General features: G+C 39.6%; 17 protein-coding genes and 1 pseudogene. 16 read left to right on the top strand and 2 right to left on the bottom strand.

From position 1 onward, the window contains the following. The first annotated feature begins 162 nt into the window (after window positions 1-162). From dxs to FXW34_RS10280, 7 genes are all read left to right on the top strand, one after another. Window positions 163-2,061 carry a 1-deoxy-D-xylulose-5-phosphate synthase gene (dxs, locus tag FXW34_RS10310; protein ID WP_147533901.1) on the top strand — a complete coding sequence of 633 codons (1,899 nt, stop codon included), beginning with the start codon at window positions 163-165 and terminating at the stop codon, window positions 2,059-2,061. After that, window positions 2,058-2,903: a TlyA family RNA methyltransferase gene (locus tag FXW34_RS10305; RefSeq protein WP_147533900.1), complete on the top strand. Its 846-nt coding sequence runs from the start codon at window positions 2,058-2,060 to the stop codon at window positions 2,901-2,903. The genes dxs and FXW34_RS10305 overlap by 4 nt, the downstream gene beginning before the upstream one ends. A 153-nt stretch (window positions 2,904-3,056) precedes the next feature. Beyond that, window positions 3,057-3,506, top strand: coding sequence for a transcriptional regulator AhrC/ArgR (gene ahrC, locus FXW34_RS10300; RefSeq protein WP_147533899.1), 450 nt, complete (start codon window positions 3,057-3,059; stop codon window positions 3,504-3,506). 17 nt (window positions 3,507-3,523) lie between these two features. After that, complete coding sequence (gene recN / locus FXW34_RS10295; RefSeq protein WP_147533898.1) at window positions 3,524-5,215, top strand: DNA repair protein RecN; 1,692 nt, start codon at window positions 3,524-3,526, stop codon at window positions 5,213-5,215. A 123-nt stretch (window positions 5,216-5,338) separates the two neighbouring features. Beyond that, window positions 5,339-6,628 carry a SpoIVB peptidase gene (spoIVB, locus tag FXW34_RS10290; RefSeq protein ID WP_147533897.1) on the top strand — a complete coding sequence of 430 codons (1,290 nt, stop codon included), beginning with the start codon at window positions 5,339-5,341 and terminating at the stop codon, window positions 6,626-6,628. Between the two features lie 320 nt (window positions 6,629-6,948). Then, complete coding sequence (spo0A, locus tag FXW34_RS10285) at window positions 6,949-7,746, top strand: sporulation transcription factor Spo0A (RefSeq protein ID WP_147533896.1); 798 nt, start codon at window positions 6,949-6,951, stop codon at window positions 7,744-7,746. Window positions 7,747-7,905: 159 nt separating this feature from the next. After that, complete coding sequence (locus FXW34_RS10280; RefSeq protein ID WP_147533895.1) at window positions 7,906-8,634, top strand: glycerophosphodiester phosphodiesterase; 729 nt, start codon at window positions 7,906-7,908, stop codon at window positions 8,632-8,634. Between the two features lie 13 nt (window positions 8,635-8,647). Here FXW34_RS10280 and FXW34_RS10275 read toward each other — a convergent pair whose 3' ends face one another. Continuing rightward, window positions 8,648-8,893 carry a DUF2627 domain-containing protein gene (locus FXW34_RS10275; RefSeq protein WP_147533894.1) on the bottom strand — a complete coding sequence of 82 codons (246 nt, stop codon included), beginning with the start codon at window positions 8,891-8,893 and terminating at the stop codon, window positions 8,648-8,650. 170 nt (window positions 8,894-9,063) lie between these two features. On the opposite strand from FXW34_RS10275, the pseudogene FXW34_RS10270 reads away from it, so the two are divergent. The 6 genes and pseudogenes from FXW34_RS10270 to FXW34_RS10245 form a co-directional block, all read left to right on the top strand. Further along, a pseudogene (locus FXW34_RS10270) lies at window positions 9,064-10,422 on the top strand (sigma-54 interaction domain-containing protein); the annotation flags it as partial. 143 nt (window positions 10,423-10,565) lie between these two features. Continuing rightward, on the top strand, window positions 10,566-11,678 hold the full coding sequence (buk, locus tag FXW34_RS10265; RefSeq protein WP_425457422.1) for a butyrate kinase: 1,113 nt from the start codon (window positions 10,566-10,568) through the stop codon (window positions 11,676-11,678). Between the two features lie 12 nt (window positions 11,679-11,690). Next, a complete protein-coding gene (lpdA, locus tag FXW34_RS10260) occupies window positions 11,691-13,112 on the top strand; it encodes a dihydrolipoyl dehydrogenase (protein WP_147533891.1) in 1,422 nt (473 codons plus the stop codon). Between the two features lie 33 nt (window positions 13,113-13,145). Beyond that, window positions 13,146-14,141, top strand: a complete 996-nt coding sequence (locus FXW34_RS10255) for a thiamine pyrophosphate-dependent dehydrogenase E1 component subunit alpha (RefSeq protein WP_147533890.1) — start codon at window positions 13,146-13,148, stop codon at window positions 14,139-14,141. Window positions 14,142-14,153: 12 nt separating this feature from the next. After that, entirely contained in the window at window positions 14,154-15,137 is a 984-nt protein-coding gene (locus FXW34_RS10250) for an alpha-ketoacid dehydrogenase subunit beta (RefSeq protein WP_147533889.1), read from the top strand. A 165-nt stretch (window positions 15,138-15,302) separates the two neighbouring features. Beyond that, window positions 15,303-16,625 (top strand): dihydrolipoamide acetyltransferase family protein, encoded by a 1,323-nt coding sequence (locus FXW34_RS10245; protein WP_147533888.1) that lies wholly within the window; start codon window positions 15,303-15,305, stop codon window positions 16,623-16,625. Window positions 16,626-16,743: 118 nt separating this feature from the next. Here the strand turns inward: FXW34_RS10245 and FXW34_RS10240 are convergent, their stop codons facing one another. After that, window positions 16,744-16,896: a YpzG family protein gene (locus tag FXW34_RS10240; protein ID WP_147533887.1), complete on the bottom strand. Its 153-nt coding sequence runs from the start codon at window positions 16,894-16,896 to the stop codon at window positions 16,744-16,746. 341 nt (window positions 16,897-17,237) lie between these two features. On the opposite strand from FXW34_RS10240, the gene FXW34_RS10235 reads away from it, so the two are divergent. Genes FXW34_RS10235 through meaB form a run of 3 tightly spaced genes read left to right on the top strand, consistent with a single transcriptional unit; the run spans window position 17,238 to window position 22,332 of the window. Then, window positions 17,238-19,055 (top strand): methylmalonyl-CoA mutase family protein, encoded by a 1,818-nt coding sequence (locus FXW34_RS10235; RefSeq protein ID WP_246140965.1) that lies wholly within the window; start codon window positions 17,238-17,240, stop codon window positions 19,053-19,055. A gap of 5 nt (window positions 19,056-19,060) precedes the next feature. Continuing rightward, entirely contained in the window at window positions 19,061-21,250 is a 2,190-nt protein-coding gene (gene scpA, locus FXW34_RS10230) for a methylmalonyl-CoA mutase (protein WP_147533885.1), read from the top strand. Continuing rightward, a complete protein-coding gene (meaB, locus tag FXW34_RS10225; RefSeq protein WP_147533884.1) occupies window positions 21,250-22,332 on the top strand; it encodes a methylmalonyl Co-A mutase-associated GTPase MeaB in 1,083 nt (360 codons plus the stop codon). The genes scpA and meaB overlap by 1 nt, the downstream gene beginning before the upstream one ends. Window positions 22,333-22,394 lie beyond the last annotated feature (62 nt).

The following is a 22,394-nucleotide window of genomic DNA, read 5'->3' as shown; positions in this document are numbered from 1 at the left end:
TTTGTTCTGTTGATGGACATACGGATGCCGTTATCACATATGTGTTAGCGGCTCTTTTTTCAGCATAAAAGTAAAATAAATTTCGAATTCATTATATTTAGTCCCTTTCGTAACACCACTATCTATCGTCAGAACTTAGAAACGAAAGTGAGTGATCCGTATATGGATCTATTATCGATTAAAGACCCTTCATTTCTTAAAAACCTATCCAATGAAGAATTGGAAAAACTCAGCCGAGAAATCCGTAATTTTTTGATTGAAAAATTATCAAAAACTGGAGGGCATATCGGACCTAATTTAGGCGTAGTCGAATTAACCATCGCACTTCATAAGTGCTTTGACAGTCCAAAGGATAAAATCATTTGGGATGTGGGTCATCAAGCTTATGTTCATAAAATTTTGACTGGTCGTGCTTCAGAGTTTCATACCTTACGACAATTTCACGGTTTAAGTGGTTTCCCGAAGATGGTCGAAAGTGAGCATGATGTATGGGAAACTGGTCACAGTTCGACCTCTCTATCAGCAGCGATGGGAATGGCGATTGCTAGGGACTTAAAAAAAGAGAATTCACATATTCTCCCTGTTATTGGTGATGGTGCATTAACCGGTGGAATGGCGTTAGAAGCGTTAAACCATATTGGTCATGAAAAGAAGAACATTATTGTGATTTTAAATGATAATGAAATGTCAATTGCTCCTAATGTTGGTGCCTTGCATAGTGTCCTAGGACGCTTAAGAACTGCAGGCAAATACAATTGGGTAAAAGATGAGTTGGAGTTATTACTAAAAAAGGTACCTGCTGTTGGTGGGAAACTAGCTGCAACAGCTGAACGAATTAAAGATAGTTTAAAATATTTATTTGTATCTGGCATGTTTTTTGAAGAACTAGGCTTTACGTATTTAGGTCCAGTAGATGGTCATAATTTTGAAGAGCTTTTTGAAAATTTCACCTACGCCAAAAAAACAGAGGGACCAGTCCTTCTACATGTCATTACTAAAAAAGGAAAAGGATATCATCCTGCTGAATCTGATAAAATAGGAACTTGGCATGGTACCGGTCCTTATAAAATTGATACAGGCGACTTCGTTAAGCCAGATCATGCCCCGCCTGCATGGAGCTCATTAGTGAGTGAAACCGTAAGGAAGTTAGCGAGAGAGGATTCTCGTATTGTGGCAATTACTCCGGCAATGCCAGTTGGCTCTAAACTTGAAGGGTTCGCTAAGGAGTTTCCAGATCGCATGTTTGACGTTGGGATTGCTGAACAGCATGCCGCAACAGTTGCTGCAGGATTAGCGACCCAAAACATGAAGCCATTCCTTGCAATTTATTCAACCTTTTTGCAAAGAGCCTATGATCAGGTTGTTCATGATATTTGTCGGCAAAATTTAAACGTATTCATTGGAATTGATCGGGCGGGCTTAGTTGGTGCAGATGGAGAAACCCATCAAGGTGTATTTGATATTGCCTTCCTCCGCCATTTACCGAATTTGGTGCTGATGATGCCAAAGGATGAAAATGAAGGCCAGCATATGGTCAATACTGCTGTTCAATATGATGATGGACCAATCGCTTTACGTTACCCGCGTGGAAATGGTCTTGGTGTACCGATGGATAAAGACTTAAAAACGATCGAAATCGGCACTTGGGAAGTACTTAAAGAAGGTAAGGATGCTGTTATTTTAACATTCGGAACAACGATTCCAATGGCATTAGCGGCAGCTAATTACCTAGAAAAAGAAGGGCTTTCAATTAGGGTTGTTAATGCTCGATTTATTAAACCATTTGATGAAAAAATGCTTTTAAACATCTTCGCAGAAGATATTCCAGTGTTAACGATTGAAGAGGCGATACTTCAAGGTGGATTTGGCAGTGCAGTAATTGAATTTGCTCATGATAATGAGTACTATTCTACTGTTATCGACCGTATCGGTATACCTGATCGCTTTATCGAACATGGAGATGTTGACGAATTATTAAGAGAAATTGAATTCACTACCGAAAGTGTTATTCAAAAGCTCCAATTATTAGTTGGAGAAAAAAGTAAAGGTCATTGCTCATGAAAATGAAAAAAGAACGAATTGATGTTTTGCTCGTGGAAAGAGGTTTTTTTGAAACGAGAGAAAAAGCTAAACGAGCCGTTATGGCTGGACTTGTATACAGTAATGAAATGAGATTGGATAAGCCTGGTGAGAAGGTAAATGGAGATATTGAAATAACGGTTAAAGGTAATGCGCTCCCATATGTTAGTCGTGGCGGATTAAAGCTTGAGAAGGCATTGAGGGAATTTAACCTTGAAGTGAAAGATAAAATCCTAATTGATATTGGCTCATCCACAGGTGGCTTTACTGACTGTGCCTTGCAAAATGGAGCTAAAATGTCTTATGCCGTAGATGTTGGCTATAATCAGCTCGCCTGGAAGCTTAGACAGGATGAACGGGTTGTTGTAATGGAGCGAACTAATTTTCGGTATATGACACCTGCTGATTTGGAAAAAGGAATGCCCACCTTTGCCTCAATCGATGTCTCATTTATTTCTTTAAAGCTTATATTACCGGTGTTAAAAACCTTGTTGGTTCCTGGTAGTGACGTTGTCGCTCTCGTGAAACCGCAGTTTGAAGCGGGGCGCGAACAGGTTGGTAAAAAAGGCATTGTTCGAGATGCGAAGGTGCACATTAGTGTTCTCGAGGAAATGATAACCTTTGCACAAGGAATAGGATTTACCATCGCTGATTTATCGTATTCACCTATTACTGGGGGAGATGGAAATATTGAATTTCTACTCCATTTACATTGGGGTGGTAATGATGAGACCGAAAGCGGCGATATGTTATTATCAAAAACTCCGGAGCAAATCGTTTCAGAAGCGCATCTTGACTTAAAATCAAAAAAAACAGAGGAATAAGCTTTGTGCTTATTCCTTTTTCACTATTATCATGCAACAGTTCTGTCACTTTTTGTTAGAAGGGTATACATGTGCAGGAAAATCGGCTACCATATTAATATAAAATACTACATATAGTGCGTAATTTGAGAAATTTCGGGGTGATTATTGAATATGAATAAAGGCCAACGCCATATCAAAATTCGCGATATTATTGCTAATAATGATATCGAAACACAGGATGAATTAGTTGACCGACTTAAAGGTGACGGTTATAACGTTACACAGGCAACCGTTTCAAGGGATATCAAAGAGCTTCATTTAGTTAAGGTCCCTTTACCGGATGGGAGATATAAATATAGTTTACCGGCTGATCAACGCTTTAATCCATTGCAGAAATTAAAGCGTACTTTATTAGATGCTTTTGTGAAGATTGATGCCGCAAGTCATTTGATTGTGATGAAAACATTACCAGGAAACGCAATGGCGATTGGGGCATTAATTGATAATTTAGATTGGGAAGAAATTATGGGAACCATTTGTGGTGACGATACCATTTTAATTATTTGTCGTTCACCTGAAAATACAGAGATTATTTCAAAACGCTTCTTGGAAATGCTATAGGCTTGAGGTGAGGACTTTTGCTAAGTGAATTATCTATTCGTAATTTTGCAATTATCGAAGCTTTAACGGTATCTTTTGAAAAAGGTTTAACGGTATTAACGGGAGAAACTGGTGCAGGTAAATCAATTATCATTGATGCAATTCATTTATTAGCAGGTGGTAGAGGCTCATCGGAGTTTATTCGGCATGGGGAAGAAAAATCTGAGCTTGAAGGGTTATTTATCGTAGATGATACTAGACATCGTGTCTTCGAAAAAGCAAAGGAATTTGGTATTGAAATAGACGAGGATGGCATGGTAGTTCTTCGCCGTGATATGACGAGAACCGGAAAAAGTGTGTGCCGCGTGAACGGGAAATTAGTGACCATTGCTGTTTTACGAGAATTTGGTTCCACATTAATTGATATTCATGGTCAGCATGAGCATCAGGATTTAATGAATGAAACAAGACACTTGGCTTTATTGGACCAATTTAGCGGAGAAGAGCTAGTAGTTGCCCATATTGAATATCAGCGTGTTTTTAAAAGGTACGAGGAAACGAAGCTTCGACTAAAGGCGTTAAGTGAAAATGAACAAAAAATGGCACATCGTCTGGATTTACTACAGTTTCAATTGGATGAAATTCAAAACGCTGAGTTAAAATTAAATGAGGATGAAGAGCTACAAAACGAAAAGCAAAAGCTATCTAACTTTGAACGAATTTTTTCTTCGTTAAAATCGAGCTATTCTTCATTGTCTAGCGAGCAGACAGGCTTGGATTGGATTGGCATGGCCATGGGTCACCTCGAAGATGTTGCCGAATTAGATGACGAATATCGAGATATGCTTGAGCAAGTATCGAATAGTTTTTATGTGTTGGAAGATACAGCTCGTACAATTCGCAATAAGCTAGATGAAATGGAATATGATCCAGGGCGAATGAATGAAATTGAGGAAAGATTGACAGAAATCAACCAATTAAAACGTAAATATGGAAAAACAATTGAAGAAATCCTCGAGTATGGGGCTAAAATTGAAGAAGAAATCGAAACGATTCAAAATAAAGAAACACATATTCATCAATTAGAGATTGAGTTATCTTCATTGACAAAAGATCTAACTCTAGAGGCGAAACAGGTAAGTGATTTACGGAAAAAATCCGCAAAACTTTTAACTAAACTGATTCATCGTGAACTAAAGGAACTTTATATGGAGAAAACGGTCTTTGAAATAATTTTTACCGACATAGACGGGTTTTCTAAAACAGGCAAAGATGCTGTTGAATTTTACATATCAACTAATCCGGGAGAACCGGTAAAGCCGCTTGCGAAAATTGCATCAGGCGGAGAAATGTCACGGATCATGCTTGCTCTAAAAAGTATTTTTTCTGCTCACCAAGGTGTTACATCCATTATTTTTGATGAGGTGGATACTGGGGTAAGTGGTCGAGTTGCTCAAGCGATAGGTGAAAAAATCCATAAAATTTCCAATAATTCACAAGTGCTATGTATTTCCCATTTACCACAAGTTGCTGCTATGGCTGATACTCATTTATTCATTGCCAAAAAAATTAAAGATGGAAGAACTACTACAACTTTAACACCTCTTGCAGCAGAAGAAAAAATTAGTGAAATTGGCAGAATGATTTCAGGTGCTGAATTAACTGATTTAACGAAGCAACATGCAGAGGAATTACTACACCTTGCTGAGAAAATGAAAGTCATAACATGAAAAGCTATCCAAACTGGGTAGCTTTTTTATATTGTTGGCAGTTATAAATGCTTCTATTGGAGGCAAAATTAAAGGTGTAGCCAATTAAAAAGTGTGTAGACTAGAAGCGAGGAGAGTGAAAAAATGGATTTTGATCAGCTTAGAAAAATAATTGGTGGAATTCTCCTTGTTTCATTAATTTCTCTTGGGTTATATGAACCTTTTCAACAATATATTACAATTCCAAACCAACTTACTCTTTTTGAAGGTGAGCATTATTCGCTACCAACATCTGCTCCTGTAACAGCAACCATTGCCACAAACGATTCATCGGTCGAATTAAACCATCAAAATCATTCATTGACATTAGAAGCCAATGAACAAGGAAACGATGAAATGGTACTGCATCTCGCAGGAATCCCGATAAAAAAGGTTGATGTCAATGTATTGAAAAATTTTCGGGTTATACCTGGCGGGCAATCAATCGGTGTAAAACTAAATACTGTTGGTGTTCTTGTGGTAGGGCACCATCAGGTTGACACACAAACAGGAAAAGTGTCTCCGGGTGAACTAGCAGGAATTAAAGTTGGTGATATTATTACCCAAATTAATGGAAAGCCGATTGAGAAAATGACGGATGTCGCTCCGTATGTTCAAGACTCAGGAAAATCGGGTTTACCATTAGATATTGTCGTTAATCGTGAAAATGAAAAAATTAATACTCAGCTTAAGCCCATGAGGGATAAGGACGAACAAACCTATAAGCTTGGCTTATATATTCGCGATTCTGCAGCTGGAATAGGGACAATGACGTTTTATCATCCTGGAACACATAAATATGGTGCTTTAGGCCATGTCATTTCCGACATGGACACCAAGAAACCAATTGTTGTGGAGGATGGTCAAATTGTCAGATCGACTGTTACTTCGATTGAAAAAGGCAGTAATGGAGATCCTGGCGAGAAGTTAGCGCGCTTCTCCACCGATCGCGAAGTAATAGGAAATATTAATCGAAACAGTCCATTTGGGATTTTTGGTGAATTAAATAAGGATATTCAGAATGGAGTTATGGATAAACCACTGCCAATTGCTTTGTCTCATCAGGTTAAAGAAGGACCTGCACAGATACTGACAGTTGTGGATAATGATAAGGTTGACCTCTTCGATATTGAAATCGTTAGTACTATTCCGCAGAAATTTCCTGCTACAAAGGGAATGGTCATTAAAGTGACAGACCCAAAGCTCCTTGAGAAAACGGGCGGAATTGTACAAGGGATGAGTGGAAGTCCAATTATTCAAAACGGAAAAGTAATCGGGGCTGTAACTCATGTTTTTGTAAACGATCCGACGAGTGGCTATGGTGTTCATATCGAATGGATGTTAAATGAGGCTGGCATTGATATTTATGAAAAAGGAAAAAGTAAAGCATCATAACATCGTCAATGTTGATTGAATATTATCCACCGAATAGTAATTTTCAAAATAGGCGATCACTCGCCTATTTTTTATCGAATAAATATGGTAGAATATTTTTAATGACGCTTAAATATTTTTCGACAAATCGAAGATTTTGCTATTTGTCAACTGCCGAAACAAGTCGAATCCATTAGAAAAAACGAGAAAAAATTAGATATTGCAGATTTTTTAGAAAATTTCAAAAAAATCGAAAGGAATTTTTGTTGCATTGTCGAATTTCTCCATTAGAATATAAATTAGATGGATCGACTTACAAAGGGCTGAGGAGGAAACAATTAGTGAAAAAAATTAAAGTGTGTGTTGTAGATGACAATAGAGAATTAGTTGGACTTTTAGAGGAATATATTTCTTCGCAAGAGGATATGGAAGTAGTCGGGGTCGCTCATAATGGTCAGGATTGCCTGGATATTTTAGCGGATACTACACCAGATGTTCTTGTTTTAGATATTATTATGCCTCATTTAGACGGACTTGCCGTATTAGAAAAGCTTCGTGAATCCAACCGAACAAGCTTCCCAAATGTTATCATGTTAACTGCTTTTGGACAGGAAGATGTAACTAAGAAAGCTGTTGAACTTGGTGCTTCATATTTCATTCTAAAACCATTTGATATGGAAAATTTAGCTAATCATATTCGCCAAGTGAGTGGAAATGGAAGTTCTGTTTTGCGTAAGTCAAGTTCACAAACATCGTATCGTCCAGTTCAACAAGAACAGAAGCCAAAGAATTTGGACGCTAGCATTACAAGTATTATTCATGAGATTGGCGTTCCAGCACATATCAAAGGATATATGTACTTAAGAGAAGCGATTTCTATGGTTTATAATGATATTGAATTACTTGGTTCAATTACGAAGGTATTATATCCAGATATTGCGAAGAAATATAACACAACGGCTTCACGTGTTGAGAGGGCTATCCGCCATGCGATTGAAGTTGCTTGGAGCCGTGGAAATATTGACTCGATTTCATCATTATTCGGCTACACTGTCAGCATGACAAAAGCAAAACCAACAAATTCGGAATTTATTGCGATGGTTGCTGATAAACTAAGATTAGAGCATAAAGCATCATAATGTAAGAAAATAAATGGGCCATATACCCGATAATCAGTTAGAAGACACATAGTAAATGTGCCTTTCGACTGATTATCGGGAGCGGCTCATTTTTTAATTTATCGTCGCCCGTGGATTAAGCTTTGTTTCATATAACAGGGATAGGGAGTGATTTCTTCCATGACTCAAATATTTGCCCATCGCGGCTATTCAGCGTTATACCCTGAAAATACTATGCTCGCATTTAAAGAAGCAGAGAAAGCTGGCGCTGATGGTCTAGAACTAGATGTTCAAATGACTATAGACGGAGAAATAGTTGTTATCCATGATGAAAAAATCGACAGAACGACAAACGGTACTGGCTTAATTAAAAACCTGAGCTTAAAAGAATTACGTCAATACAATGCGGGTTACAAGTTTAAAAATCTTCCTGAAAAGACGCCCATACCAACTCTCGAAGAAGTATTCAAATGGATGCAAACAAACCAAATCGTATGTAATATTGAATTAAAGAACGGGGTTTATCGATACGAAGGGATGGAGGAAAAAGTCATTGCGTTAATTGAAAAATATCAATTGGCCAAACGGATTATTGTGTCTTCTTTTAATCATTACAGCCTTGTCCATTTCTATCGGTTAGCTCCACATATCGAAACAGCCCCACTATTGTCTGAGTCCATTTATATGCCGTGGATTTATGCAAAAGCAATCGGTGCAAAGGGGATTCATCCGAAATATTATCGTGGTATGGAGGATATCTATGCACAAAGCTTGGCAAACGGGTTTGCTGTACGACCTTATACTGTGAATAAAGAGGCTGCGATAAAGCGTCTTTTTGCAATGAACTGTACCGCGATTATCACAGATGATCCTAAGGCTGCGGTGAAAATAAAGCAAATGGCCCAATAAAAAAGAAAGACCCCTATGGTCTTTCTTTTTTTTGAAATTTCCCTTGAACCTTGTTTCGCTTACGGTCCCTATGCAATATAAAACCTGCTATAAAGCCTAAGCCTACTAAAAAGAACAGTACGCCTAGAATAAATTGCAGCCATAACCAAGGAATAGGTGGCTGTAATATTCCAAATACCATATCACGCATTAATTTAATGCCTAATGCTGCGATAAAACCGGGAATTAACATGATAATAAGTGCAAATAATCGATCCATAATCGGTTCCCTTCACAGTTTGCCTTTAACAAAAATCATAATTCAATTTGAATATTTGTCAAGGCTTCCGCATTCTATATAATGAAAACTAAATTTTGAAACGTTCTGCACGATTTTTAAAAAAATCATGAAATACTTTTCAAGAGGGGAATGGTACTGACATGCAATCAGAAATTCAAACAATGCTCGAAGCAATTATTCAATGCAGTGAAGAAGCTATTTCTGTTGTTGATGAGCATGGAGTTGGTTTACTAATCAATCCAGCCTATACAAGAATCACGGGTCTCATGGAGGATAAGGTGATTGGCAAGCCAGCTACAGCTGATATCTCAGAAGGAGAAAGCATGCATTTAAAGGTGCTCAAAACACGTCGACCAGTTCGTGGAGTTTCCATGCGTGTCGGACCAAATAAACGAGAGGTTATCGTCAATGTGGCCCCTATCATTGTTAATGGCATCTTAAAAGGGAGTGTTGGCGTCATTCACGATGTTTCGGAAATTCGCAAATTAACCGATGAACTCAACAGAGCCCGTCAAATAATCCGTACGCTTGAAGCAAAATATTCGTTTGAGGATATTATCGCCCAATCTGATGAAATGAATATTGCGATCGAACAGGCAAAATTAGGAGCGAAAACCCCTGCTACCGTATTGCTAAGAGGTGAATCTGGCACAGGGAAGGAGTTATTTGCACATGCCATACATAACGCGAGTGATCGAAAATTCAACAAATTTCTTCGGGTCAACTGTGCTGCCATTGCTGAGTCATTGCTCGAAAGTGAGTTGTTCGGATATGAGGAAGGGGCATTTTCAGGAGCAAAGCGTGGGGGAAAAAAGGGACTTTTTGAAGAGGCCAACAATGGCAGCATTTTTTTAGATGAAATCGGAGAGTTGACTTTAAATATACAAGCAAAGCTTTTACGTGTCTTGCAAGAGCGGGAAATTGTCCGAGTCGGTGGTACAAAGCCAATTTCAATCAATGTTAGAATTATTACCGCTACGAATGTGAATTTGGAAAAAAGTATTTCTCAAGGAAGATTTCGTGAGGATTTATATTATCGCTTAAACCGAATGCCGATTCAGATTCCCCCATTACGAAAAAGAAAAGAAGATATTCCGTCACTGTGTAATTTCCTTATTCAAAAAATGAATCAAGATTATGGTCGTAACATTGAGGGGGTATCTGACCTAGCAATCGAGCGCCTCCTTCAATACGATTGGCCTGGAAATGTCCGTGAGCTCGAAAACATCCTCGGTCGTGCGATTATTTTTATGAAAAAAAATGAGACGATCATTGATGTTTTTCACCTGCCAGAACTGAATAATAGAAATCAAATCCAAACTCAAAACGGACAAGCTAGAACTACAGAAGAGATAATGCCGTTGACTCAAATGTTGGATGCCTATGAAAAGTACATTATTATGAATGCAATTGAAAAGTGTAATGGAAACAAAACTTTAGCTGCTAGTCATTTACAAGTTTCCGTAAGAAATCTATATTATAAGCTGAAAAAATACAACCTTGAATAAAATTGCCTGCAATATTTTTCATGCTTTGCAAAATATTGCAGGCAATTTTTCCTTTTATACCTCAAAAGCTCAATTTTAACGATGGCATAAAAATTGCAATATATTTGTTAAACTTAGCAGCGGCTCTTTTATAGGAGGATATGATGAAACATGAATATTGTTATCGGATTCTTGTCATTAATCCGGGGCCAACATTCTCGAACATTGGCATTTATGAAAATGAAGTTCCCTTATTTGAACAAAAAATTATCCACGAATCATATGATTTTGAACCAATTCACTCTTTCATCGAACAAATCTCATTAAGAACTAATTGTATTTTAGAAGTACTAGACAATGGAGAAATAAATTTATCAAAGCTCGATGCTGTTTGCGGACGGGGTGGGCTGTTAAAACCGATTAACGGTGGCACTTATAACGTGAACAAGAGAATGCTCGAAGATTTATCCAACGGCTTTAATGGTCAGCATTCTTCTAATATGGGAGGAATTCTAGCCTATGAGATAGCTTCGAGATTAAATATTCCTGCTTTTATCGTTGATCCAGTTGTTGTTGATGAGCTTGAACCAATCGCTCGCATTTCCGGTTTCCCATTAATCGAACGCAAAAGTATTTTTCATGCCCTAAACCAAAAAGCTTCAGCACGAAAGGTTGCTAAGCAAATGGACAAAGAATACAAGGATGTAAATCTAATCGTGGCCCATTTAGGTGTTGGTATTTCCGTAGGGGTTCATAGGCAGGGACGTGTGATTGATGTAAATAATGCTCTCAATGGTGAAGGACCATTTAGTTTAGAACGGGCAGGTACCATTCCGGTTGGTGATTTCATTGCAATATGCGCGAAGGATAAGGTTTCCATAGACGAGGTTTATCAAAAAATGGTTAGCCAGAGTGGATTGGTAGGATATTTAGGGACAAATGATGCATTAAAAGTTGAAAAATTGATTAAAAATGGTAATGAACAAGCTAACTTGATTTTTTCGGCAATGGCCTACCAAATTGCGAAAGAAATCGGAGCTGCAAGCACGGTTTTAGCAGGTAAAATAGATGGGATTATTTTGACTGGAGGTTTAACGGTCTGTGAAAGCTTAGTTTCTGAGATTATCAATAGAATTAAATGGATTGCAGATGTATTCGTTGTACCTGGTGAAAATGAGCTACAGTCCCTTGCACAAGGTGCATTACGAGTATTGCGCGGTGAAGAGGAAGCAAAAGAGTATCCTGATGAAACGTTTAAAGCAGTACATGAGCGATAAGGAGGAACCGTTTTGGCAGAAGAATATGATTTAGTTGTTTTAGGTGGAGGTACAGGCGGCTATGTTGCCGCGATTCGTGCCGTGCAGCTTGGCTTAAAAACTGCCATCGTTGAAAAAGCGAAGCTTGGAGGGACCTGTCTCCATTCTGGGTGCATCCCTAGTAAAGCGCTTTTACGAAGCGCGGAGGTCTATTCCACAATGAAACGTAGTGAGGAATATGGTGTCGTTACTAGCAGCGTTAGCTTGGATTTTTCTAAGGTCCAATCCCGAAAAAATGCCGTCATTCAGCAATTATATAAAGGAATCCAGCATTTAATGAAAAAAGGAAAAATTGATGTTTATGAAGGATTCGGGCGTATTTTAGGTCCATCTATTTTTTCGCCGATGCCTGGTACAATTTCTGTTGAAATGAAAAATGGAAGAGAAAACGAAATGCTCCTTCCAAAGCATGTATTAATTGCAACTGGATCACGACCTCGCTCTTTACCAGGGCTTATCATTGATGGCCATTATGTTCTGTCTTCCGATGAAGCGCTAATGTTGGAGGCTTTACCCCAATCAATGATTATTGTCGGAGGTGGAGTAATAGGGATTGAATGGGCATCAATGTTATCTGATTTTGGTGTTGGAGTAACTGTAATTGAATACGCCGATCGAATTCTTCCGACGGAGGATATAGAAATCTCAAGGGAAATGCAGCGGTTCATGAAGAAAAAAGGGGTAAAAATAGTCACGAACGCTAGAGTTCTTCCAGAAACATTGGAGAAAGAGGAAGGGGTCGAAATATCAGCTGAAATAAATCAAGAAACAAAGTCCTTTCAGGCGGAAAAGCTACTTGTATCTGTTGGTAGGCAAGCGAATATCGAGGGGATTGGTTTAGAAAATACAGAAATCCAAATTGAAAAAGGTTGCATCTCCACAAATTCACATTTTCAAACGAAAGAATCACATATTTATGCAATTGGTGATGTGATAGGAGGTTTGCAACTTGCCCACGTCGCCTCGAATGAAGGGATTATAGCCGTGGAGCATATGGCAGGTCTAACACCTGAGGCGCTGGATTACAGAATTGTACCCCGCTGTATTTACAGCAAACCCGAAGTCGCGAGCGTTGGCTTAACCGAGGCTCAATGTGTAGAAAATGGCCATGAGGTGAAGACTGGCAAGTTTTCGTTTCGAGCAATCGGCAAAGCGCTCGTCTTCGGAGAATACGATGGCTTTGTTAAAATTATTGCCGATCAAACGACCAATGATATTTTAGGTGTCCATATGATTGGTCCACATGTAACGGATTTAATTAGTGAGGCAGGGCTTGCGCTTGTTTTGGATGCAACGCCTTGGGAAGTAGCCAAAACCATCCATCCTCATCCCACATTATCGGAAGCTCTGTTTGAGGCAGCCCTTGCTGTTGATGGGAAATCACTGCATTCTTAAGCAATTGAAAAATGAGTTTTAGGAGGTAAAATTATGGTCGGAAAACGTCATCAAGAACTTGGTTTAACTGATGCGCAAGTTTTGGAGATGTATAAAACGATGCTGTTGGCACGACGAATAGATGAACGGATGTGGCTATTAAACCGTGCAGGGAAAATCCCATTTGTTATTTCCTGCCAAGGTCAAGAAGCGGCGCAAGTAGGTGCGGCCTTTGCACTTGATAAAAATAAAGATTATATCCTTCCATATTATCGCGATCTTGGTGTTGTTTTAACCTTTGGTATGACTGCAACTGAAATCATGCTGTCTGGATTTGCGAAACTTGAGGACCCTAACTCAGGTGGTCGCCAAATGCCGGGACATTTCGGGCAAAAGAAAAACAGAATTATAACGGGTTCATCTCCTGTTACAACTCAAGTACCTCATGCAGTTGGGGTGGCTCTCGCAGGAAAAATGGAGCAGCGAGACCTTGTTACCTTTGTGACCTTCGGTGAAGGCTCCTCTAATCAAGGTGACTTTCACGAAGGTGCAAACTTTGCGGGTGTGCATAAGCTTCCGGTTATTTTTATGTGCGAAAACAATAAATACGCTATTTCTGTCCCGCTCTCAAAGCAATTAGCTTGTGAAAGGGTGTCGGACCGTGCGATTGGCTATGGGATGCCAGGTTATACTGTTGATGGCAATGATCCACTTGAAGTTTATCGTGTCGTAAAAGCCGCTGCAGATCGAGCACGGCGTGGCGAGGGACCAACCTTAATCGAAACCGTATCCTATCGCTTAACTCCCCATTCCTCTGATGATGATGACCGAGCTTACCGTGCTCAGGACGAAGTCGCCGAAGCGAAAACAAAGGATCCACTTTTAACTTTCTGTTCATATTTAAAAGCAGTTGGTGTTCTCAATGATGTTCTCGAAAGAGAGATCAACGACCAAATCATAAGTGTTGTCGATAAGGCTACGGATTACGCAGAACTCGCACCTTATGCAGAACCTGAGCATGCTTTGAAATACGTATATGAGAAGGAGTAAGGGGGAAGGAAGATGGCGATTATTTCATATATAGATGCAGTCACAATGGCGATCCGTGAGGAAATGGAGCGGGATTCTAAAGTGTTTGTTCTTGGGGAGGATGTTGGTCTAAAAGGTGGTGTATTCAAAGCCACTCAAGGATTATATGAACAGTTTGGTGAGGCTCGAGTCATTGATACCCCTTTAGCTGAATCAGCGATAGCAGGGGTGGGGATCGGCGCTGCGATGTACGGGATGCGGCCAATAGCCGAAATGCAGTTTGCCGATTTTATTATGCCGGCTGTCAATCAAATTATCTCCGAAGCGGCAAGAATTCGTTATCGCTCAAATAATGATTGGAACTGTCCGATTGTAATCCGGGCACCTTATGGTGGTGGGATTCACGGTGCCCTTTACCACTCACAGTCAGTTGAAGCCGTTTTTGCGAATCAACCTGGTTTAAAAATTGTTATGCCGTCTACACCATATGATGTTAAAGGGTTGCTAAAAGCAGCCATTCGTGACAATGACCCGGTTTTATTTTTCGAGCATAAACGAGCCTATCGAATGATTAAGGGAGAAGTCCCAACTCATGATTATACATTGCCAATTGGTAAAGCAGATGTGAAGCGTGAGGGTGAAGACATTACCGTCATCACTTATGGACTATGTGTTCATTTTGCTCTCCAAGCAGCTGAACGTCTAGCCAGTGAAGGAATATCAGCACATATTTTAGATTTACGCACTGTATACCCGCTTGACCAAGAAGCGATTATTGATGCGGCGTCTAAAACAGGGAAGGTGCTTCTTATTACCGAGGATAACAAGGAAGGTAGTGTGTTGAGTGAGGTGGCGGCAATTATTGCCGAGCATTGCCTATTTGATTTGGATGCGCCAATCAAACGTCTTGCTGGACCTGATGTGCCCGCGATGCCATATGCTCCAACAATGGAAAAATTCTTTATGGTGAACCCTGAAAAAGTGGAAAAAGCGATGCGAGAGCTTGCGGAATTTTGATGGAATTCACTCATTTGGCAAGTAAATCTTTCATTTTGGCAAGTAAATCTTTCATTTTGGCAAGTAGTTCAGGAAAATGGCAAGTAAATCTTTCATTTTGGCAAGTAATCCGAAAAAATGGCAAGTAAACCTCAATTTTGAGCTAGTAAAAGGAGGAGTCAATCCTTGAGTATTGAAAACATCAAAATGCCTAAGCTTGGTGAAAGTGTCACCGAAGGCACGATTAGTCGGTGGCTGGTCAAGGAGGGGGACAATGTCAAAAAGTATGATCCTTTAGCAGAGGTCATGACAGATAAAGTAAATGCGGAAATCCCATCCTCCTTTGCAGGTGTCATTAAAGAGTTAATCGCTGCTGAAGGTGATACCTTTTCTGTCGGGGAAATCATTTGTACGATTGAAGTCGATGGAGTTTCAGAAACTTCTTCCTCCAACAGGCGCAACGATGATACCAAGGCTGATTCAATCACTACAACCGCAAAAACAATCGCCGCCCGACTAGCAGTTGCTCCAGCAAATGCTTCTGCAGCTACACAAAATTTAAAAGTCCGCTACTCACCGGCTGTCTTAAAGCTATCCCAGGAGCACGGAATCGATTTGAACCAAGTTAAAGGCACAGGTGCCGAAGGTCGAATTACCAGAAAAGATATTTTAAAACTCATTGAAGCGGGAACAACCCCAAACGAAGCACACATCGCTACTAAAACTCGAGAAAATGTAATCGCAGTTCAGCCTAATGATAGCGAGCAACAAGGTCTGCAAAAAATAAAACCTACTACATTTTCAACAGGAGACATTGAATTACCCGTTTCTAGTATCCGAAAAGCGATAGCGTCTAATATGGTCCGCAGCAAGCAGGAAATCCCGCATGCATGGATGATGATTGAAGCTGATGTTTCGAATGTAGTGGCATATCGTAACTCACTTAAGGACGAATTCAAACAAAAGGAAGGTTTTAATCTCACATTTTTTGCGTTTTTTGTTAAAGCTATTGCCCAAGCCCTCAAAGCTTTTCCTGAGCTAAATTCAACCTGGGCAGGGGATAAAATTATCCAGAGAAAAGAAATCAATGTTTCAATTGCAGTAGCGACCGATAATGCATTGTTCGTCCCAGTGATTAAACATGCTGATGAAAAATCAATCAAGGGAATCGCTCGAGAAATTTCGGAGTTTGCCAACAAAACTCGCTCTGGAAAATTAACGACTGATGATATGAGCGGCGGAACCTTCACTGTTAATAATACAGGTTCATTTGGATCGGTACAGTCAATGGGAATCATTAACTACCCACAGGCAGCGATTTTACAAGTCGAATCCATTATCAAACGTCCGGTGGTCTTTCACGATCATATGATTGCCATTCGCGACATGGTGAATCTTTGTTTATCGCTTGACCATCGCGTTCTTGATGGACTGATTTGTGGAAAATTCCTCGCACATTTAAAAGGGATACTTGAAAATATGTCAAAGGAAAATACATCCATTTATTAATACTAAAGCTGTTGCGGAATTTGGTCCGCAACAGCTTTTCTTTGTCGTTAACTAAAAAAAGCTGACTTTTCCTATGGAAAAGCCAGCTTTCCCCCAATTGATTCAATTCATGGGCATCCTACCAATGGTGGGCTTTCGCATTACTTCTCGCAATAATCGTATTTAGCGTTCGCTTTGTTTGACCATTTACCTGCGAATTTAAATGTTTTGGCCGTGTCCAAGTGTGGTGAAAAAGCTTAGAGTGTGGATCTAAATGATCTTTATAACTCATACTATCACCTCGTGGTTAGGATGGATGAGATATTCAAAATTTGAATATCAGTTTTAGAATTTGTAAAAATCACAAATGTATTACTGGTAAAATTTTGCAATAATTAAAGCGGTCATTGAAGTTCTTCTATATAATATATGTCTACATTATTATCCAATATTTGACAAACAATAAAATAAAATTCTGCTTTCTGAGTTTCTCACATTGCCAGTTTCGACAGGATATACTAAAATAATAAGGGATGCCCGAATAATTAGAATTTTATTAAAATTTAGTTTCAGCAAATATTGGAGGGAGGGGATGGTTGTCCCAGAGACAGCCGGCTTATGAGTATGAATGAAATGAAAAGCGTCGTATTTCCACCGGTATCAACAGATGAGTGGAAACAAAAAGCCGAAGAAAGCTTAAAAGGCAAGTCTGTCGATTCACTATCCAGAAGTACATATGAAGACATTCGCTTAAAACCACTTTATACAAAAGAAGACTTAGAAAACAAAGTCGTTTCAGAAATTCCAGGTTTTGAAGATTATCGTCGCGGTATTAATCCGCTTGGATATGCAACAAATGAATGGAAGGTAGCACAGACAATTCCAGCAGGAAACGTTGATGAAATGAAAGAGATGTTAATTACATCATTTCAGAAAGGGCAAACTGCCATTTCATTTGAGTTGTCAGAAAAAGTATTATTGGAAATCCCAAATATCCTAACTGATGTTTTTGCGTCATATCCATTCAGCGTAAATGCAAAGCATTATCAGGCTGACCTATTAACTCTAGTTCAACAATTAGCTGAGGAAAAAGGGAAAATTGAAGATGTTTGCGGTTTTATTGGTTTAGACCCGATTGCAGTTGCAGTAGAAACTGGTGCTGATATCGATACAGCTTATGATCAATGGGCGAAAACAATCAGCTACAATGCTGAAAAATTACCAAATCTAAAGACAATTCTAGTTGACACAACTCCATATCATAATGGTGGAGCAAACGCAGTTCAGGAACTGGCTATCAGCTTAGCAACAGGTGTTGAGCATATTGAGAAACTATCTGAACGAGGATTAAGCATCGAACACATTCTTGAAAAAATGGTGTTTAAGTTTGCGATTGGTTCAAATTTCTTCATGGAAATGGCTAAGCTACGTGCTGCAAGACTCCTATGGAGCAAATTAACGGAGGCATATGCAGTGGCTCCAGAGTTGCGTAAATTGGTGATTTCAGCAGAAACATCTCCATATACAAAAACAAAATATGACCCATATGTAAACCTACTAAGAGCAGGTAATGAGGCATTTGCAGCAATCCTTGGTGGCATCCAGTACTTGCATGTAAGTCCATTCAATGAGCCAGAAGGAAAAGTGAATGGATTCTCTGACCGGATTGCTCGTAACATTCAATTGGTTCTTAAGGAAGAAGCACATTTGAAAAATGTTGTCGATCCAGCAGGTGGCTCATGGTACATTGAATCATTAACAAATGAGCTTGCAGAAAAAGCATGGGCCTTATTCCTTGAAATTGATGAAAAAGGTGGACTTGTGTCTGCGTTACGTTCAAATTGGCTGCAAGAGCAAATTCAAGCAGTTAAAGAAAAACGTCAAAAGGATATTTTCACTCGCAAACAAAGTATTATCGGAACAAATATTTACGCTAACCTTGCAGAAGAGCCACTTCAAGTACAAGAAGCTAACGCTGCTAAACAAGATGGTTCTTTCCAAACCATTGCTCAAGAGCGTTTAGCACAGCCTTATGAAGTATTACGTAGCCGTGCTGAAAAATTAGTAGCAGAACCTACTATTGGCTTAATTTGCTTAGGCGAATTAAAAAATCATAAAGCACGCGCTGATTTTATTACTGGCTTTGTTGCTCCTGGAGGAATTAAGACAGTAAAAAGTGATGCAGTCGATTCCATCGAATCAGCTGTTGCTTTTGTAAGTGGTACACCAGTTAGTCATTATTGCATTTGCGGAAGCAATGACCAATACAATGAATTTGGTGCAGAGCTAGTTGCTAAGCTTAAGGAGCAAAATCCTGCTGCGACATTCTACATTGCCGGTGCTCTTGAAAATGAAACTGAGTGGAAAACTGCCGGTATTAGAGATTTTATCACTGTGAAGAGCAACTGCTACCAAACATTAGCACAGCTGCTTGATGAAATGGAGGTGTAATAACAATGACAAAACCAGATTTTAAAAATGTTGATATTTTAAAAGATCAAGAAGCAACAAAACAAGAGTGGCAAAAAAAAGCAGAAGCAGAGGTTGCAAAATCAATCGATGATCTTTTGTTTGAAACAAACGAATATATTAAAGTTAAACCGCTTTATTCGAAAGATGATTTAGAAGGCATGACTCATCTTGACGATAAACCAGGGGTAGCACCATACACACGTGGACCATATCCTACAATGTATGTAAATCGTCCTTGGACTGTTCGTCAATACGCTGGTTTCTCAACTGCGGAAGAAAGTAATGCGTTCTACCGTCGTAACCTTGCAATGGGTCAAAAAGGGCTATCTGTTGCATTTGACCTTGCAACCCACCGCGGTTATGATTCAGACCACCCTCGTGTAGTTGGGGATGTTGGTAAAGCTGGTGTGGCAATTGATTCTATTTTAGATATGAAAACATTGTTTAATGGTATTCCACTTGATCAAATGTCAGTATCAATGACAATGAATGGTGCCGTTTTACCAGTTATGGCTTTTTACATCGTTACTGCTGAAGAACAAGGTGTAAGCCAAGAAAAGCTTTCTGGTACAATTCAAAATGATATTTTAAAGGAATACATGGTGCGTAATACGTATATTTATCCACCAGAAATGTCAATGAAAATTATTGCTGACATTTTTGAATATACATCCAAGTACATGCCAAAATTCAATAGCATCAGTATCTCTGGTTACCACATGCAAGAAGCAGGTGCACCAGCAGATATTGAATTAGCTTATACTTTGGCTGATGGACTTGAATATGTTAGAACGGGCTTAAAAGCAGGTATTCCAATCGATAAGTTTGCACCGAGACTTTCGTTCTTCTGGGCAATTGGTATGAACTATTTCATGGAAGTTGCTAAAATGCGCGCAGCACGGATTATTTGGGCAAAAATGATTAAAACCTTCTTGCCACAAAGCGAAAAATCTTTAGCTCTACGTACGCACTCTCAAACTTCTGGTTGGAGTTTAACTGAGCAAGATCCATTCAATAACGTTACTCGTACGCTTATTGAAGCTCATGCAGCAACAATGGGTCATACGCAATCCCTTCATACAAATGCATTGGATGAAGCAATTGCGCTTCCAACTGATTTCTCGGCTCGTATTGCACGTAATACTCAGCTATTCCTTCAAGAAGAAGCGGGTGTAACGAATGTAATTGATCCTTGGGGTGGTTCCTACTATGTAGAAACTCTAACTAATCAGTTAGTTGAACGTGCTTGGGCACATATTGAAGAAATTGAAAATCTTGGCGGTATGGCAAAAGCAATCGAAACTGGTCTTCCAAAAATGAGAATCGAAGAAGCAGCTGCTCGCAGACAAGCAAAAATCGATTCTGGCGAAGAAACAATCGTGGGTGTAAACAAATATCGCTTAGAGCAAGAAGAAGAAATCGATATTTTAGAAGTAGACAATACTGCAGTTAGAAAATCGCAAATTGAACGTTTGGCTCAGTTAAGAGCGACTCGTGATGAAAATGCAGTCAAAGAAGCTCTAGCAGCCATCACAGCTGCAGCTGAAACTGGCGAAGGTAACCTACTTGACCTTGCAGTTAAAGCAGCTCGTGCGCGTGCATCACTTGGCGAAATCTCTGATGCAATTGAAGTAGCATCAGGTCGTCATAAAGCAGTAATCCGTTCAATTAGTGGTGTATATAGCACTGCCTTCTCTAACGAGGAAGAAATCGCAACAGTAAAACAAATGTGTGAAGAATTCCTTGAAAATGAAGGAAGAAGACCACGTATCCTAGTTGCCAAACTTGGACAAGATGGCCATGACCGTGGGGCTAAGGTTATTTCAACTGCCTTCGCGGATTTAGGCTACGATGTTGATATCGGTCCTTTATTCCAAACACCTGAAGAAACAGCTCGTCAAGCTGTAGAAAACGACGTACACGTAGTTGGATTTAGTTCTTTAGCAGCTGGTCATAAAACACTTCTTCCAGCGCTTGTTGAGGAATTGAAAAAGCTTGGCCGGGAAGATATTCTAGTTGTTATTGGTGGGGTAATTCCAGCTCAGGATTACGAGTATTTATATGAGCATGGTGCCGCTGCTATCTTCGGTCCTGGAACCGTCATTCCAGTTGCAGCTCAAAAGGTAATCGAAAAGATTTACCAACGTTTGGGCTACGAGGAAGTGGTAAAATAATGGACGAAAATAAAAGTTCGGATAGGCTTGATCCGCAACTTCTGGACGGAGCACAATCAAGTGCTTTTGTCCCGAAAAAACGGTTCAAAAAAAAGTCAGAAGGCCAAGACTTAAGTGTTGATGATCTGGCAAAAGGTGTTAAAAGCGGAGACCGAGGATTACTCGCGCGGGCGATTACTCTGATTGAAAGCAATGCTGAGCACCATTTTCAAAAGGGACAGGAACTTTTGCAAAAGCTCCTTCCCGATTCTGGGAAGTCTATCCGCATCGGTATTACCGGTGTTCCTGGAGCTGGGAAAAGTACATTCATTGAGGCATTTGGGACGTACTTGTGCGAACAAGGTTATCGCGTTGCCGTTTTAGCTGTTGACCCAAGCTCTAGTATAAGCGGTGGAAGTATTTTGGGCGATAAAACGCGCATGGGGGAATTAGCTAATAATCCACGTGCGTTCATCCGTCCGTCTCCATCTGAAGGAAAGCTAGGAGGCGTCCATCGCAAAACCCGTGAGACGATGCTTATTTGTGAGGCAGCTGGCTTTGATGTAATCCTTATCGAAACGGTAGGGGTTGGACAAAGTGAAGTAGTAGTCCGCAACATGGTTGACTTTTTCATGCTTGTAGTATTAACAGGTGCTGGTGATGAGCTGCAAGGTATGAAAAAAGGAATAATGGAACTTGCCGATGCTATTGTCGTGAATAAAGCGGATGGGGAAAATAAACCTTTAGCTGAAAAAACACGAGAAGAGTATCGACGGATTGTTCATTTCCTTCAGCCTTATACAAAAGGCTGGCCAACTCAAGTTACAACCTGCTCAGCTTTGTATTATGAAGGAATTGACGGAGTATGGAAAATCGTTAATGAATTCGAAACCAAAACGAAAGAGTCTGGTGTTTTCGAGGCAAGACGTCGAGTCCAAACGAAAGAATGGATGTATTCAATGATTGTCGACCAACTCCAAGCTAGCTTTTTCCATCATCCTGATGTAAAATTTTTATTGCCAAAGCTTGAAAATGAGGTAATAACAGGAGATCGTACCGTTACATCTGCAGTTGAAAGTCTGTTTAAAGCATATCTAGGTTAGCAATGAGGGGTGGTTCCGTAGGAATCACCCCATTTTACAATGAATCAATAAATCCTTAAATG

It is taken from the genome of Bacillus marasmi (assembly GCF_902168435.1).
GTDB classification, from domain to species: domain Bacteria; phylum Bacillota; class Bacilli; order Bacillales; family Cytobacillaceae; genus Bacillus_BU; species Bacillus_BU marasmi.
Note: the sequence above shows the minus strand (reverse complement) of the source record. Positions and strands in the feature narration are given on the sequence as shown.